This window comes from Pedobacter sp. Leaf194, assembly GCF_001423945.1.
In the GTDB taxonomy this organism is placed as follows: domain Bacteria; phylum Bacteroidota; class Bacteroidia; order Sphingobacteriales; family Sphingobacteriaceae; genus Pedobacter.
Map to the genome: position 1 here is coordinate 214,543 of NZ_LMPU01000011.1, position 14,357 is coordinate 228,899.

15 protein-coding genes are annotated in these 14,357 nt (G+C 37.3%); 8 read left to right on the plus strand and 7 right to left on the minus strand.

Going from position 1 to position 14,357, the window contains the following annotated elements; translation table 11 throughout:
- Positions 1-84: 84 nt before the first annotated feature.
- The 4 genes from ASG14_RS16935 to ASG14_RS16950 all read left to right on the plus strand — a co-directional run bounded on the left by ASG14_RS16935 (position 85) and on the right by ASG14_RS16950 (position 3,370).
- Positions 85-963 (plus strand): polyphosphate kinase 2 family protein, encoded by an 879-nt coding sequence (locus ASG14_RS16935; RefSeq protein ID WP_056872256.1) that lies wholly within the window; start codon positions 85-87, stop codon positions 961-963.
- A 263-nt stretch (positions 964-1,226) separates the two neighbouring features.
- Entirely contained in the window at positions 1,227-1,691 is a 465-nt protein-coding gene (locus tag ASG14_RS16940) for a VOC family protein (protein ID WP_235528612.1), read from the plus strand.
- Positions 1,692-1,720: 29 nt separating this feature from the next.
- Positions 1,721-2,800, plus strand: a complete 1,080-nt coding sequence (locus tag ASG14_RS16945; RefSeq protein WP_082491662.1) for a PAS domain-containing sensor histidine kinase — start codon at positions 1,721-1,723, stop codon at positions 2,798-2,800.
- A gap of 387 nt (positions 2,801-3,187) precedes the next feature.
- Positions 3,188-3,370 (plus strand): hypothetical protein, encoded by a 183-nt coding sequence (locus ASG14_RS16950; RefSeq protein ID WP_056872258.1) that lies wholly within the window; start codon positions 3,188-3,190, stop codon positions 3,368-3,370.
- A 242-nt stretch (positions 3,371-3,612) separates the two neighbouring features.
- Here ASG14_RS16950 and ASG14_RS16955 read toward each other — a convergent pair whose 3' ends face one another.
- The 3 genes from ASG14_RS16955 to ASG14_RS16965 form a co-directional block, all read right to left on the minus strand.
- On the minus strand, positions 3,613-4,428 hold the full coding sequence (locus ASG14_RS16955) for a S1/P1 nuclease (protein WP_056872259.1): 816 nt from the start codon (positions 4,426-4,428) through the stop codon (positions 3,613-3,615).
- A gap of 76 nt (positions 4,429-4,504) precedes the next feature.
- A complete protein-coding gene (locus ASG14_RS16960; RefSeq protein ID WP_056872260.1) occupies positions 4,505-5,170 on the minus strand; it encodes an HAD family phosphatase in 666 nt (221 codons plus the stop codon).
- Positions 5,171-5,406: 236 nt separating this feature from the next.
- A complete protein-coding gene (locus ASG14_RS16965; RefSeq protein ID WP_056872261.1) occupies positions 5,407-5,928 on the minus strand; it encodes a sigma-70 family RNA polymerase sigma factor in 522 nt (173 codons plus the stop codon).
- Between the two features lie 354 nt (positions 5,929-6,282).
- Here ASG14_RS16965 and ASG14_RS16970 point away from each other — a divergent pair, with 354 nt between their 5' ends.
- Entirely contained in the window at positions 6,283-6,903 is a 621-nt protein-coding gene (locus ASG14_RS16970) for a Crp/Fnr family transcriptional regulator (protein WP_056872262.1), read from the plus strand.
- Between the two features lie 152 nt (positions 6,904-7,055).
- Here ASG14_RS16970 and ASG14_RS16975 read toward each other — a convergent pair whose 3' ends face one another.
- The 3 genes from ASG14_RS16975 to ASG14_RS16985 form a co-directional block, all read right to left on the minus strand.
- Positions 7,056-7,694: a phosphatase PAP2 family protein gene (locus tag ASG14_RS16975; protein ID WP_056872263.1), complete on the minus strand. Its 639-nt coding sequence runs from the start codon at positions 7,692-7,694 to the stop codon at positions 7,056-7,058.
- A gap of 73 nt (positions 7,695-7,767) precedes the next feature.
- A complete protein-coding gene (locus tag ASG14_RS16980) occupies positions 7,768-8,895 on the minus strand; it encodes a Gfo/Idh/MocA family protein (protein ID WP_056872264.1) in 1,128 nt (375 codons plus the stop codon).
- A gap of 73 nt (positions 8,896-8,968) precedes the next feature.
- Complete coding sequence (locus ASG14_RS16985; protein WP_056872265.1) at positions 8,969-9,877, minus strand: cation diffusion facilitator family transporter; 909 nt, start codon at positions 9,875-9,877, stop codon at positions 8,969-8,971.
- Between the two features lie 370 nt (positions 9,878-10,247).
- On the opposite strand from ASG14_RS16985, the gene ASG14_RS16990 reads away from it, so the two are divergent.
- Complete coding sequence (locus tag ASG14_RS16990; protein ID WP_056872266.1) at positions 10,248-10,547, plus strand: GNAT family N-acetyltransferase; 300 nt, start codon at positions 10,248-10,250, stop codon at positions 10,545-10,547.
- A 170-nt stretch (positions 10,548-10,717) separates the two neighbouring features.
- A complete protein-coding gene (locus ASG14_RS16995) occupies positions 10,718-10,987 on the plus strand; it encodes a hypothetical protein (protein ID WP_157274972.1) in 270 nt (89 codons plus the stop codon).
- A 2-nt stretch (positions 10,988-10,989) separates the two neighbouring features.
- On the opposite strand, the gene ASG14_RS17000 is transcribed toward ASG14_RS16995, so the two are convergent.
- Positions 10,990-11,340 (minus strand): hypothetical protein, encoded by a 351-nt coding sequence (locus ASG14_RS17000; RefSeq protein ID WP_056872268.1) that lies wholly within the window; start codon positions 11,338-11,340, stop codon positions 10,990-10,992.
- A gap of 193 nt (positions 11,341-11,533) precedes the next feature.
- Between ASG14_RS17000 and ASG14_RS17005 the strand changes: the two genes are divergently transcribed.
- Entirely contained in the window at positions 11,534-14,242 is a 2,709-nt protein-coding gene (locus ASG14_RS17005; RefSeq protein ID WP_056872269.1) for a PQQ-dependent sugar dehydrogenase, read from the plus strand.
- Positions 14,243-14,357 lie beyond the last annotated feature (115 nt).

The following is a 14,357-nucleotide window of genomic DNA, read 5'->3' on the forward strand; positions in this document are numbered from 1 at the left end:
TGCAAATTAACGTATTTAATTTACTTATTTTTTAGTCTATATTTAAATAAATGATTGACATTTTTTGATTTTTACCATACATATATGAAGAACGAATTTAAAAACCTAACCGTAACCGGAGAGAAAAAATTCTCTATAAAAAGTGCCGAAACCGATTATACGGGAGGTTATAATAAAGAAAAAGCTAAAGATGCTTTGGTAAAATCCAAGATTGAAGTAAATGAGCTTCAGGAAAAACTTTACGCTGCAGGTACCCGTTCTTTGCTTATAATATTTCAGGCAATGGATGCCGCAGGGAAAGACAGCGCTATTGAGCATGTAATGAGTGGGTTAAATCCTCAGGGTTGTCAGGTGTTTAGCTTCAAAGTGCCAACAACAGAAGAATATGAGCACGATTTTTTGTGGCGACATTACAAAGCCTTGCCCGAGCGGGGCCGTATCGGAATACACAACCGATCGCACTACGAGAATGTTTTGGTGTGCAAGGTGCATCCTGAATACATTTTGAGTGAGCATATTCCGGGTTATCAAGATGTTAAAAAAGTAAATAAAGATTTTTGGAAGCAACGCTATCAAAGTATACGAAATTTTGAAGAACATTTAATTGCCAACGGAACGGTAATACTAAAGTTTTTTTTAAATGTTAGTAAAGATGAACAAAAACAGCGCTTTTTAGATAGGATAGAAGACCCTACAAAAAACTGGAAGTTTTCATCAGGAGATATTAAAGAACGAGCTTTGTGGGACCAGTACATGAAAGCTTACGAAGAAGCGATTAATGAAACATCCACTTCAGACGCACCATGGTATGTAATTCCTGCTGATAAAAAATGGTTTGCCCGTTTGGCGATAAGTGAAATCATCGAAGACAAATTGAAAAGTTTAGATCTTAAATTCCCCGTTTTAGAGGAAGAAGAGCAAAACAAATTAGCCGAAACTAAAATGACTTTGCTGGCAGAATAGCTGTGCTTCGCGTTTTAATAAATTGAAACCAACGAGTTGGAATTACGTTTTAAATGGCAACGCTTTAAGTTGCTAAGCGAAGTTTCAGCGAATTATTTTAACTGGGGAAGACCCTTTTTCTGGATATTTTTTTTGTTTTTTATCACTGATAAAGTGACTAATAATATTTTTAAATTATCTTATAATTACAGAAATTCGCTTTCGAAATTATTACACCGTATATTGAGGAATTCTAACCACTTTGTTTGGACAAATTTTACCCTATGAAATTTCTTGCACCAATTTTTTTTGCATTTATTATTTTAAATCCATTGCATAAAGTTATGGCACAGACAGAGAAAAAGCAGCCTGCCGCCGTTTTAAACCATATTGCTGTTTACGTTAAAGATTTGAAAACGGCAACAGATTTTTATGAAAATGTTTTCGACTTACCTCAAATACCCGAACCTTTTCATGATGGGCGGCATACCTGGTTTACTCTTGGTAGTGCTGGTCAGTTACATTTAATACAAGGCGCAAAAAGCTCAGAAAATCACGATAAAAATGAACATTTATGTTTCAGTGTTTTATCTATCGACGATTTCATAAAAAAATTGCAGTCGAGAAATATAGCCTTCGAAAGCTGGGCTGGTGCAATGGGCGAGTTTACGACAAGAGTAGACGGTGTTAAACAAATCTATTTTAAAGACCCCGACGGACATTGGCTTGAAGTAAATAACGATAAGTAATCACTAACTAATCATAAAAAAAATAATCAATGCCTGAGTTAAATTCAGAACTTTTTTGCCATTTGGGCGATGCATCAAGAGATGTGTTTTTTATTTTCGAGGTAGAAACAAATTGCTTCTCATACCTTAATAAAGCGTTTGAAACCATTTTCGAAACCGCTGCAGATGATGTAAAGAACAATCCAATGTTATTGCTGGAATTGGTCCATCCTGAAGATAAAAAACACGTTATAGATTGTTTTGAAGAATGTTTGGAAAAAAATGTTTCGCGGAAATATGAGTTCAGGGTTCTTATTGGAGAACAGGAAAAGTTTATAAGGGTGAGTCCGTATTCCGTTTTTTTAAATGGCAAATTAACTCAAATTTCAGGCTTGGCAGAGGATGTTACCGTTTCTAAGCGCAATAACTTTCACATCGAAAAAATTAATGCCCGTAAAAATACAGCATTGGAAATTGTTTCTCACGATTTGAAAGAACCGCTTGCAATGATTAGTCTCGCCGTTTCTGATTTATTGCATAACAAGCTTTTTGAAGGCCAGGAAAGGGTTTTGAAATCGCTTACGTTTATCAAAGATATGTGCGAACGGAATATTCTTTTAATCAGAAATTTGATAAATCATGAATTCTTAACCTCGTCGGAAGTTGAAATTAGAAAGGAACGGGTTGATTTGGTGCACGAAATTAAAGCCGTTATTGGCTTTTATCAGCAGGCTGAGGTGAATCTCTTCAGAAATTTCCAATTTGTAAGCAGGCAGACCAAACTGTATGCACGTGCCGACAGCATGAAATTTATGCAGGTAATAAATAACCTCATATCAAATTCCATTAAGTTTACCGAAATAAATGGTTCCATTAAAGTTGAGATTGAAGACAGGGGAGACTTTGTTCTGGTGTGTGTAACCGATAATGGAATTGGCATTCCACAACATTTACAGCCTTATCTATTCGAACGCTTCAGTATTGCGATGAGAAATGGCTTACATGGAGAAGAATCGTGGGGACTGGGCATGGCGATAATTAAAACAATTGTTGAGATGCACAACGGAAAAATTTGGTTTAAAAGCGAAGAGAATGTTGGAAGCAGTTTTTACATCGAAATTCCAAAGTAGAGTATAAATCGCAATGTTCTTTTTGTTATTCAGTGATTGAGTTTTCTGCCAGAATATCAAAGATTAAAAAGAGCGTATCAATAATGGTCTAAGAATCCGTTTTCTTGCTTTCAAAGTAACATTTGCTACAGCAGCATCTGTTAAATCGACATTGTTGCTATTCATTCACATAGAATTCATATTAAATTCAAAAGCCTTATTTTATTCACTTTATTCAAACCCGGAAAAAATTTAACAAAATTTCTACTTTGGAGTTAAATCATTACAAAGCTTATCAGGATTGGAAGCAATGATTAATTTAGAGGATTGCAGGTTGCTACGTAACCTGCAATTTTTTCTTTAAATTATTCGTTGGCCGGTTTTAAGATTTGTATTAACTCAATTACCATGATACAACTTAATCAACATACACCTGTTCGCGATTTGGAAAGTATTCGTGAAGGTGACAGGATTGTACTGCGTAACGGAAAATCGGACGAAGTTGTTAAAATACAGGTGGTATGTAACAAAGGGCAGAAACAATACTTTTATAAATTACGCCATGATGGAACAGTATTTATCGCGAAGTAATCATATCTTTTTTAACAAAAAGCCCCGCAAATGCGGGGCTTTTTGTTTGGTTCAATGCTTTGTTTTGTTGTTATGGTGTGCCTGCCCTTCGCGGATACCCCGCTCACAGGACTTATTTTCGGTTGTTTTCTTTTACAATAACAAGTTATGCATTGAAAGGTTTGCAACCTAAAATAATTATAAACACCTGTTGAAAACTGTTAATAACTTTGATGCCTGATTGCTTTGCTACGCTGGAATGTTTATTGATTGGGTGGAGCGACATAACCTTCAGGGAATACCTCATTTAATAAACCCGCCAGTCTGACCGACGTTTGCTGAATTCGTTTTTTAACCATGCCGATGTGTTCCTGATAATATTCATCGCCAATATTTCTCGTTTTCATTTCATCAACTTCCTTATAAAGCTTCGAACTAATCTGATAACTTTCCCAAGCCCATTCAATTATTGGTTCTCTCTGCCATCTCCTTATCTTTCTTTTTGGAATATGGCTTAATTCAAGGGCCAGACTATCATATTTTAAGCCGCCACGCTCCAGCAATTTAGTATCAATCAAGCTATGAAGGTTGGTTCCTTTGCCATCAAAATTGAGCTGGATCGTATTTCCTCCTTTGTCTTCGGCACGGGAAATATGCATCGGCTGGTGAATATCACCAACAAAATGAAGCAAAAATTTTAAAGCATCAGTTTTTTGTTTTCTCGAAAGCTCAGGTTTTTGCAAATTTTCTTTGGCATTAATCAATGCACTGTAAACATTAGCCTGCTTCAATGTATCCAGCGTTTGTTTAAATTCCCTGAAGCTTAAGCCAAGTGGTAAGTTTAAAAAATGCCAGTTAGCCGTTTCTTTCAGTTCAGGGTATTTTCTTGCTTCATCTGCCCAGGTGCAGGCATCGGCAATACTTTCATCTCCCAATAAATCCTGTACCGCTTTTTTTGCGGTAGGTGTTAAATAATTTTCAGTTAATTTGCCAATTGTTCTGTGACCAGTGTAGCCCCAGGAAATTAAAAATAGGCTCAGCGTTAAAATAATGAGCGAAAACGAATGACGAGATTTCATATTAATTGAATTTCGGCAAAGGTAATCGGCTTTTTTCAATTTAAAATATTGTCATTAACCCTTTACAATTGAAAATTTAACGAATCAACTCTCCAAATATCGGGTCGTTATAATCGCTCACAATCTTTAGAACATTTGGGTATTGCTCAAAATCTTTTGCGCTATGGGCAGTGCTTAAAACAACACATTCCATTCCCGCATTAAGCGCCGCCTCAACACCCTTAGGTGCATCTTCTAAAACCAAGCAATCCTTTGGCGCAATCCCCAGGTTCTTGGCGCCTTTTAAAAAGGTTTCAGGGTTTGGCTTACTTTTCTCAACATCATCTGCACTAACGATTGTTTTAAAGTAATGGCGGATATTTAGACCATCTAAAACGAAATTAATGTTGAATGGAATTGCGGCAGAGCCTATCGCCATCAAAATTCCAAGCGAATTTGCACGTTTTAGAACGTCGTCTAAACCGGCAATCAAATGCAAATGCGGCTGATAGTCTTGTTGGTAGATCTTTTCTTTTTTCATGGAAATTTCATCCATCTGCTGCTGAGTGAAATAATCGTCGCCAAAAACCCGTTTCAGCAATTCATCATTTTTCCCGTACATCTGCTTCTTAACTTCAGCATAGCTGATATCCCCACCTAAATGGTCGTTCAAGATTGTAAACCAGGCTTTATTGTGAAATTCCATGTCGTCGATCATGGTACCGTTGAGGTCGAATAGAAGGGCTTTGGGCTTAAATTGCATGTTTCTTTTGATGTGAAGCAAAGGTAAAAAACTACCGGAATTTTCAAAATTACCTGTAATTAAATTCAGCTTTTAAACTAAGCTTGAAGATTAGAATGGGTTTGAGGTCCTTAACGCAAAATCCCCGAAAGACTAACTTTCGGGGATTGAGCTAATGGTTGTATCATAAAATAGGGATGATCCACAGACAAGATTTGTTGCGCTTGCAACCTGAACGCTATAGATTTAGAAGACCGTTAATCTTCTCGTTGATCCTTTGCATAAGTTTTCAAGAATTTTTTAAGCATTTCTCTGGCAACAAATATCCGGGTTTTTACCGTTCCCAATGGAATTTGAAGCATTTCTGCTATTTCATGATACTTGTAGCCTTCAAAATAGCGAACGAATGGCGTGTGATATGCTTCGGGCAGACTTTCGAGCGCCTTGTTAATATCACCCACAATAAATTTTCCTTCAGCATTATTTCTTGTTGCACTATGCGCCAGATTAGCAGAAGAAATTTCATCAGTTTGTGTGATTACCGATCTCGTTTTTGCAATACGCCTGTAATTATTGATAAAGGTATTCCTCATAATTACAAATAGCCAACCTTTTAAATTCGTGCCTTCCTGAAAATTCTCGTAAAATCTAATGGCCTTAACTAAGGTATCCTGAACAAGATCATTTGCGTCTTCAACATCGTTTGTAAATTTCAATGCGTGAGATTTAAGAGATACTGAGTGCGCATTTACCAAATGGTTAAATTCGAATGTAGTCATGATTAATAGGGTTAGATGTACTTCGAATTCATCAAAATATATACCATTAAGCTACCGACTTTAACTTAACCAAATTCAATAATAGTCTATAAATGCATGTAACGGTCCCCATTTCGCCATTAATTTCCGGGCTTGATTAATTTTGCTGAAAAGATTGCGTACAAATACCCAAAGTTTCCGTATTAAATGGTTTTAGTATAGCCTGCGTTGTGTATTAATAAGTAATCAACATCAGAACGAAGTGGTAACAACACACAAAAAAAATGCATTGCATTAAATAATTTACCGACGAAATTACGCCTTTTTAAAATTTTTAATATTCTTTGCAAATCATCTCTAAATTTTTTACTTGCTGTGAATCCTCAGAAAAATTATGCCGAAAACAAGTGGGCTGCCTACAACGGTTTTTCTCCCTTAGTTAATGTTTTCAAACATTTTCATCCGCTAAATCCAGAAATCGAACACATTATTAATGAAGCTACGTTCCCGGTAGTATTTAAAAAAGGTAAGTTTATATCATCGCCGCTCCATCGAAATAAATATATTTTTTTATTACTTAAAGGCGTAGTGCGAGGGTTTATGCGGCATGGAAATAAAGAAATTACTACCTGGATAGCCATTGAGAACGAACTTGTGGGTACGATAAGAAATTTATGGGAAGATGAGGAAACCGAAGAATACATTCAGGCGCTGGAACCTATTGAGGCGATTGCCATTCCTCATCATATGTCTAAAGAACTGTACGAAAACTTTCCAATCGCTAATTATGTTGGCCGTAAAATGACTGAAATGTATTATGCCCAGGCTTATGAAAGAGGGTTTTTATGCCGTTTACAATCTGCAGAGCGAAAATATTCGCGGTTTTTGCAATCATACCCAAATTTAATAGATAGAATTCCTTTAAAATATGTTGCTTCGTTTTTGGGGATGAGGATGGAAACCCTGTCAAGAATTCGGGGAAAAGTGATAACCTGATTTATAAATACCGTGAATATGGTATTGCAAGCCCGCTTTTTAGCGCATAGCTTTATGGTATCATGCGTTTCAGGAAGCCCTACATACCACTTTTTAAGGAGGAGAAGCAGATTTGCCAAAGTAAGTTTTTGGTGCTGCTACTAAACGGTAAGCTAATTGTTTGTCCGTTTTTTTTGCAAGTAGAAATAACAAAGGGGAAATAGGCAAATTAGCCCTAATAGAGCGCCTCCCAAAGTGTCGGTAAACCAATGGGCGCCGAGGTAAATTCTGGAGGGTGCAATGGCAAAAATCAGGAAAGCGGATATGGTTATTATTGCTTTTCTCCAGAGTTCAGCAATGGTTTTTAACTGAGTCATCAGGAAAATTAAAAAGCCAAAGAATAAAACGTACGACAAAACGTGCCCGCTTGGATAACTCTGGAATCGGTTCACTTCCACCAAACGAACATAGAAACTCGTCGGACGCGGCCTGTTAATGGTGTTTTTTATCCCCAAAATTATCAATCCGGAGAATAGCACCAACGTTATAAAGTAGCTTTCTCGTTTAAATTTATTGAAGTAAAAAATAGCCGCAACCACCAGCACCGAAAGAAGCGACCAAGGCAATTCTCCAAAAAAGCTTACGGCAAGCATAGTGTAATCAAGCCATTTAGCCTGATATTTTTGAATCGCGAGCGAGAAATCAATGTCAAACGGAAGAATTGGATTTTGAGCGATGAAAATGCTCAACGCCAGGAAGCAGATTATTAAGATGCTTAATATTAAAATGAGGAGCTTTCGATTTTTCGGCATGATAACTTTTGACGTTAAAAAAAACCAAAGCTATCAAAAATAATCTTTTTATAATTCTGCTTTGGCTACAAATCTACTTTATCAGCACCTTCTTTCCTGTTTTTGCTGAAAGTTTTGCGGCCTCTAAAATCTTTACGACCACTAAATTATTTTGCAACGAAGATAGGTCGTTAAGCGGTTGGATTTCATTCTTTAACACTGCAGAAAGATAGGCCAGACTACTTGAATATTTCGGTGCAAGTGGTTGTGCTTTATAAATTTTGTACTCTGATTTGCCATTTTCCTTTACCCTTAAACTATTATCATTTACTGCCTGGATGTAGCCTGTTTTACCGAATACTTCCATATCCTTAATGCTGAAAGGCCAATTCCATGAAGCTTCGATAATGCCTGTTGCATCTGGATATTCCAGTAAGATGGTCGCGTCGTCATCAACCTTTGGATAAATTTCGGGTTTAATCTGGTGTGTAATTGCGGAAACCGAAATTGGTGCTTTACCATTCATAAGCCAGGTCATTAGGTTGGCACCATAACATCCAAAATCTACTAAAGCGCCGGCACCATTTTTTTCTGGATCAGTTAACCAGGTTAAAAATTCTTTGCTTACACCAATTTCTTTCGGTCCCTGATGCCCATCGTGAACAATCATTTTCCGGATATCGCCAATCCGATTTTGTTCTTTAATGTTCAAAAATGCTTCCTGATTACTCGGATACCAGGTAGTTTCATAATTAGTTAACAAGTGAATTTTATATCTCGTAGCTAGTTCAACCATTCTTTCTGCCTGCTTAACGCTTACCGCAAGTGGTTTCTCAACCATAACAGATATGCCAAGTGGGGCGGCAGCTTCAACTACAGCTAAATGGTCGCTAATTGCATTATAAGCTAACACAGCATCCGGTTTCCGTTTCGCCAGTAGGGTCTTGAGATCTGGAAAGAAAAGGCTGTCACTAAGTTTGTAGCGTTTTTTGAAACGCTCAATCAGTTCCGCATTTGGCTCGGCGATTCCAATAATGTTTACTTCGCCTTTCTGATAGCTGTTCATGATCAAGAAAATATGATCGTGATTTAAGCCTGCAATGGCTACATTCAATTTTGATTGTGCATCACTTTTTGAAACTGCAAGCAGGGAACTGAATAATATAAGGAATAAAAACCTAAAAGATAATGATCGTGTGCTAAAGTAAGTTTTATGGCTCATGGGAATAATGATTTGGGTACTGGCCAGACAAGATAAAACTTAAATTTCAACCTGTTTAAAACGCATAGAAATATTACAGTTTTGTTAGTTGTTGGGGCTGAATAATCACAAACTTAACCAAGGGAAACTCCTTCTTCACATGTTCTCGTAGTCGTTCAATTGCAGTTGTAATATCTTTTGTATTTAGCTCGTCTTCAAATTCAATGATAAGCATTAAAACAACTTCTTTCGGAGACTGATAAGTTGATAGCTGACTGATCAGGCTTATAACATCAGGGTCTTTTTCAATATATTCTTTAATTTTAACTTGCGTTTCTTTTGAAAAGCCTTCGCCCATAAGCAAACTCCTGCTTTCCCGGGCGAGAATAAATGATACAAAAACTAATAACAAGCCGACCAGAACAGACGCTAGTCCATCAAGAAATGGTAAGTTAAATTTATGGCTAAAAACCATCAGCACAAATACAATGAGCAACCCAAGCACGGCCGCACCATCTTCAAATAGTACCAAAAAACCTGAAGGATCTTTACTTTTGATAATGGCTTTCCACCATGTAACACCGTTTCGTGTTTTGTTAAATTCTTTTATTGCGATAAACAGAGAAGCGCCTTCGAAAATCAGCGATAAAACCAATACGAGGTAATTCCAACCGGGGTTCTCCAGCTTTTCCGGATGGCGAATATGTTCAATCCCTTGCGAGATGGAAAGAACGCCTCCCAATCCAAAAATCATTATTGAAACAATGAACGACCAGAAGTATAGTTCCTTGCCATAGCCAAAAGGCCTAAGTTCATCGGGCGCTTTGGTACTTCGTTTCAAGCCATAAAGCAATAGCAACTGGTTACTGGTATCAACAGTAGAATGTATACCTTCAGCTATCATTGATGAACTATTTGTAAATGCACCTGCAATGAATTTTGTAACCGCAATTAAAAGATTTGCCGCCAAGGCACTAAATATTGATTTGTTGGCTCTAGCCATTTAGATATGTGATTTTTCCATAAACAAATAATATCTTAAAAGGTTGAAGCAATTATTAAATCAACCAGAAAACTCATAACGGATTTTTAGCTGTCTATCACGGATTTTTGGCTTTCTGTATAACTAATTAGCATTTATAAACACCAATTAGCATCTTCGAAACAGATTATAGGAAATCTACGCTTAAACAGTCGGCAAGGCTACCTCTTTGCCGGCTGCCAAAGCCCCAATGTCGAATTAAATTTCAAAAAGACCCATACATCTATCTAGCTCATCATTTAGCCCTTCCCGTTAAAAGGAAGGGTACAAATGGTTTTTTCGCTTTTTATTATTTAGCTTTAAAATAAAATTATCCCGAAAAAAATACATTATGAATGATGTTCAGCTATTGATAAACGAAAACCAGGAAGGCAAATTTTTTATTATGGATGGCGATGAGCAAGTTGGCGAAATGATTTTCAGCTTATCGCCAGGCAATTTAACTGTTTACCATACCGAGGTGGTTCAGAAACCCGAAACGAAAGGCTTTGCGGGAAAATTGCTGGATGCAATGGCAAGCTATGCCAGAGAGAATAAGTTAAAAGTTGTACCCTTATGCCCATATGTGCATTTACAATTTAAAAGGCATCCAGAAAAATTTAACGATTTATGGAATCCAATTGAAGAATAGGTTTGTTATCAGTTTAGGGCCTGCAAACAGCGTATCGTTTGTATGAACAAAAAGAACAGACTATTGAAACGCTTAATCTTTATTATTGTAATTAAATATGTAAAACACTTACAATCTGTATTTTGTAATTCGCTTCAACAAGTTTGTTAAAAACCATAAAGTTAAATGTTATGATAAAAGGAAAATTAGAGATGAACGGTTCTATAACCGAAAAAGTTATCGAATTGCATGACAAGGGTTACGATTGCGACTTCCTTTTGCTAGATAATAAAATACTGGTTTGCATGCAAACGAACAGGAGTTTCCCCGTACAAGATGTGCAGGTAAATGCAGTTAAGCGGGCCTACGATAATTTTTCACATTCGTACAAGCACATTCATACTATTGAAACGACAAGTGGCGAAAAAGGTGTTTTGTTAACGGACAGCTTGTTAAACTGAAATTATTTAACAACAATTTGTTTCGGTTCGGTTACTACAATTTGATACTTTCCTTTAAACTCAGAAATTGTTCCGGTGATGCATATTTTATTACCCAAATAAACACTGGAAGGGTCGGAGGGGAACTTTTGAAAATCTTCTTTATTGATTACAATCGTTAGGAGTTCTTTCGGATAAACGCCGCCAATATTAATCAGACTTAACTTCTCTAAAGCTTTCGTACCATACACAGAATCGCAAACGGTAACGGTTTTTCCTACATACTGTGCGGCATCTTTCGCTAATATCAAAGTCTGACTTTTGGCAAAGAAAGCTAGTAAAACGAAACAGATTAAAATATAAAACTTCTTCATTATTAGGATAATTTACAAACGATACAATACGAACCACACCGCTTTTATATTACAAAGATAAGTGCTGCAGATTAACTTTCTGAATAATTAAAATTAAAACTTAGTAGATGGCTCAAAAACTTTTATGCTGTCACTGCTACCAATTTTTGAAACATTCATCTATATTTAGTGAAAATAATCATCTTACCAAAAAATGAAAATCACCTCTGCAATACTACTTTCGGGCATTGGCCTTACAGTTTTCTTATCTGCAAAACAAGTTAATAAGTTTAGCTTTTCTAGCAATCTGGAGAAATCTAAAATTAAAGAACTAAAAATTGACACGCCCGACCAGGATAGGTTTGTAAAAGTAAATCTTGTTCAGGGACAGTTTACCGAGCCAACCGAGATGTCCGTGTTGCCAAATCTCGATATTTTAGTAGCACAGCGCAGGGGAGAACTTTTGATGTACAAAAATTCAACTAAAAAGCTTATTCAATCTGCAAAACTCGATGTATATTTTAAAACCAGTGTTGCAGATGTTAACGCAGAAGAAGGTTTGCTCGGCTTAACAATCGACCCGAAATATGCGGCAAACCAATATGTATATTTATTCTACAGCCCGGCTGGAAAGTCGGTTAACCGCTTATCAAGATTTAAAATGGTAAACGATATGCTCAGCATGTCTTCGGAAAAAGTAGTTTTAGAATTTTACGCTCAACGGGAGATTTGCTGCCACACAGGTGGTTCTTTGGCTTTTGGGCCTGATGGGCTTTTGTACATATCTACCGGTGATAATTCGACGCCGTTCGACGTTCCGAAGCAAAGCTTTGTGAACAAAGGCTATGCACCGTTGGATAACAGGCAGGGATTACAACAATACGATGCCAGAAGATCTGCCGGAAATACGAATGATTTGAGAGGCAAAATTCTTCGGATAAAAGTTGAAGCAGATGGCACTTATACCATTCCGAAAGGTAATTTATTTCCCGTTGGGACCGATAAAACCCGTCCGGAAATTTTTGTGATGGGAAATAGAAATCCTTATCGAATATCGGTTGATCAGAAAACCGGCTTTTTATATTGGGGAGAAGTTGGTCCGGATGCATCGAATGATGACCCTTTACGTGGCCCGAGAGGCTATGACGAAGTAAACCAGGCAAGAAAAGCCGGAAATTTTGGCTGGCCATATTTTATTGGAAATAATTATGCCTACAGAAGTTACGATTTTACCAATGGAAAAAGCGGCCCAGCTTTCGACCCGCAAAATCCGGTGAACAATTCGCCAAACAATACAGGGTTAGAAAATATTCCTGCTGCCAATCCGGCATTCATCTGGTATCCTTATGGTGAATCGAAAGATTTTCCACAAGTGGGCTCTGGCGGCAGAACAGCCATGGCTGGCCCTACTTTATACAGTGGAGCGGGCAGCTCAGCTTACCCGGATTATTACAACGGAAAACTAATTATTTATGAATGGGTAAGAGGCTGGGTTAAAGCGGTGACAATGGCTCCTAATGGCGATTATCTTAGCATGGAACCAATAATGTCCAATTTATCGTTTTCTGCACCAATTGATATGGAACTTGGTCCCGATGGTAAAATCTATGTTCTGGAATACGGCAAAGGTTGGTTTTCAAAAAATCCTGATGCTGGTATCGCCAGGGTTGATTATCTTAAAGGTAACAGACCGCCGATGGTAACAAACCTTGTAATTGATAAGCCAAGCGGCTTACTTCCTTACAGGCTGGATGCGAAGGTTATGGCTAAAGATCCAGATGGTGATAAATTAACTTATGTATGGAATTTAGGCAATGGGATTGTAAAAACGACAATGGTACCTGAATTACATTACACCTACACTAAGGCCGGTGAATATCCGGTAAGCGTTAGGGTGACAGACAATGCGAAGGCATCTGCTAAAAGCGCAACCGTGCCCGTATTTGCAGGTAATGAGCATCCAAAAGTTGATATTGTGGTATCAGGAAACAAAAGCTTCTATTTTCCTGGGAAACCGGTTAGCTATCAGGTATTGGTTTCAGATAAAGGAGCTACTGTTAACAAAGATCGTGTTTTTGTATCAAACTCTTACACGGAAGGAACCGATATGGCCGGTGCGCAATTAGGGCATCAGCAAGCTGCGCAAACGCTAATTGGTAAATCGTTAATGATGAAATCGGATTGCAGCACTTGCCACAAAGTTTCTGAAGCATCTATAGGGCCAGCTTTCTCTAAAGTTTCAACTAAATACCAAACGGAACCCAAAGCGGTTGAATACCTTGCATCGAAAGTAATTAAAGGTAGTAGTGGTGTTTGGGGTGAGGTGCCAATGCCTGCCCACCCAGCGATGAAAGAAACAGAGGTTAAGCAAATTGTTGAATGGATTTTAAGCTTGTCTGCCAAGGCGAACACAATTGCCTCACTTCCAACTTCGGGCAAAATCGTGCCACCAGAAACCGTAAGCAAAAATAAATCAGTTTTAACACTTAAGGCTAGCTATTCTGATCTTGGATCGAAGGGTTTAAGACCTTTAACAATTACAAATACCCTAAATCTTAGAAACAATGTAATTAATAGCACTGATATAAAAAGTTTTTCCGGTTTCAGCAAGGCCGATAACGGAGCGCTTAATTTGACTAAAAATACAGGCTGGTTAAAATTATCCGCTATTGATCTGACAAATATCGGTTCATTCGAAATTGTTTCTGGCAGGGCACAAAATGATGTGAATTACGAAATTGAATTGAGGCTGGATAGTGAAAATGGTAAGATTATTGGCAAGAACATTCCCGGTAAGTTATCGCTTCCAATAGATTTTATTTCGGATGGAAAATATCACAATATATTCTTGATGTTTAAATCAAATCAGGATGCAAACAACGGCAATTTGACGATAAGACAGATAGTGGTTGAATCAAAGTAACATAAAACAAAAGGCTTCTAAAAATGAAGTGCACCCGAAAAGTTAGACAAATTTAATTTAATTAATAATATGATGAGCTCGGTATTTAACCGGGCTCATTCCTTTTAGATTAAGT

Bases quoted from the DNA above. Each gene is read 5' to 3' on its own strand.
- ASG14_RS16940 (WP_235528612.1), top strand. From the start codon at position 1,227: ATGAAATTTCTTGCACCAATTTTTTTTGCATTTATTATTTTAAATCCA.
- ASG14_RS16960 (WP_056872260.1), bottom strand. From the start codon at position 5,170: ATGCAATTTAAGCCCAAAGCCCTTCTATTCGACCTCAACGGTACCATG.
- ASG14_RS16945 (WP_082491662.1), top strand. From the start codon at position 1,721: ATGCCTGAGTTAAATTCAGAACTTTTTTGCCATTTGGGCGATGCATCA.
- ASG14_RS16985 (WP_056872265.1), bottom strand. From the start codon at position 9,877: ATGGCTAGAGCCAACAAATCAATATTTAGTGCCTTGGCGGCAAATCTT.
- ASG14_RS16955 (WP_056872259.1), bottom strand. From the start codon at position 4,428: ATGAAATCTCGTCATTCGTTTTCGCTCATTATTTTAACGCTGAGCCTA.
- ASG14_RS16990 (WP_056872266.1), top strand. From the start codon at position 10,248: ATGAATGATGTTCAGCTATTGATAAACGAAAACCAGGAAGGCAAATTT.
- ASG14_RS16995 (WP_157274972.1), top strand. From the start codon at position 10,718: ATGATAAAAGGAAAATTAGAGATGAACGGTTCTATAACCGAAAAAGTT.
- ASG14_RS16980 (WP_056872264.1), bottom strand. From the start codon at position 8,895: ATGAGCCATAAAACTTACTTTAGCACACGATCATTATCTTTTAGGTTT.
- ASG14_RS16975 (WP_056872263.1), bottom strand. From the start codon at position 7,694: ATGCCGAAAAATCGAAAGCTCCTCATTTTAATATTAAGCATCTTAATA.
- ASG14_RS16965 (WP_056872261.1), bottom strand. From the start codon at position 5,928: ATGACTACATTCGAATTTAACCATTTGGTAAATGCGCACTCAGTATCT.
- ASG14_RS17005 (WP_056872269.1), top strand. From the start codon at position 11,534: ATGAAAATCACCTCTGCAATACTACTTTCGGGCATTGGCCTTACAGTT.
- ASG14_RS16935 (WP_056872256.1), top strand. From the start codon at position 85: ATGAAGAACGAATTTAAAAACCTAACCGTAACCGGAGAGAAAAAATTC.
- ASG14_RS17000 (WP_056872268.1), bottom strand. From the start codon at position 11,340: ATGAAGAAGTTTTATATTTTAATCTGTTTCGTTTTACTAGCTTTCTTT.
- ASG14_RS16950 (WP_056872258.1), top strand. From the start codon at position 3,188: ATGATACAACTTAATCAACATACACCTGTTCGCGATTTGGAAAGTATT.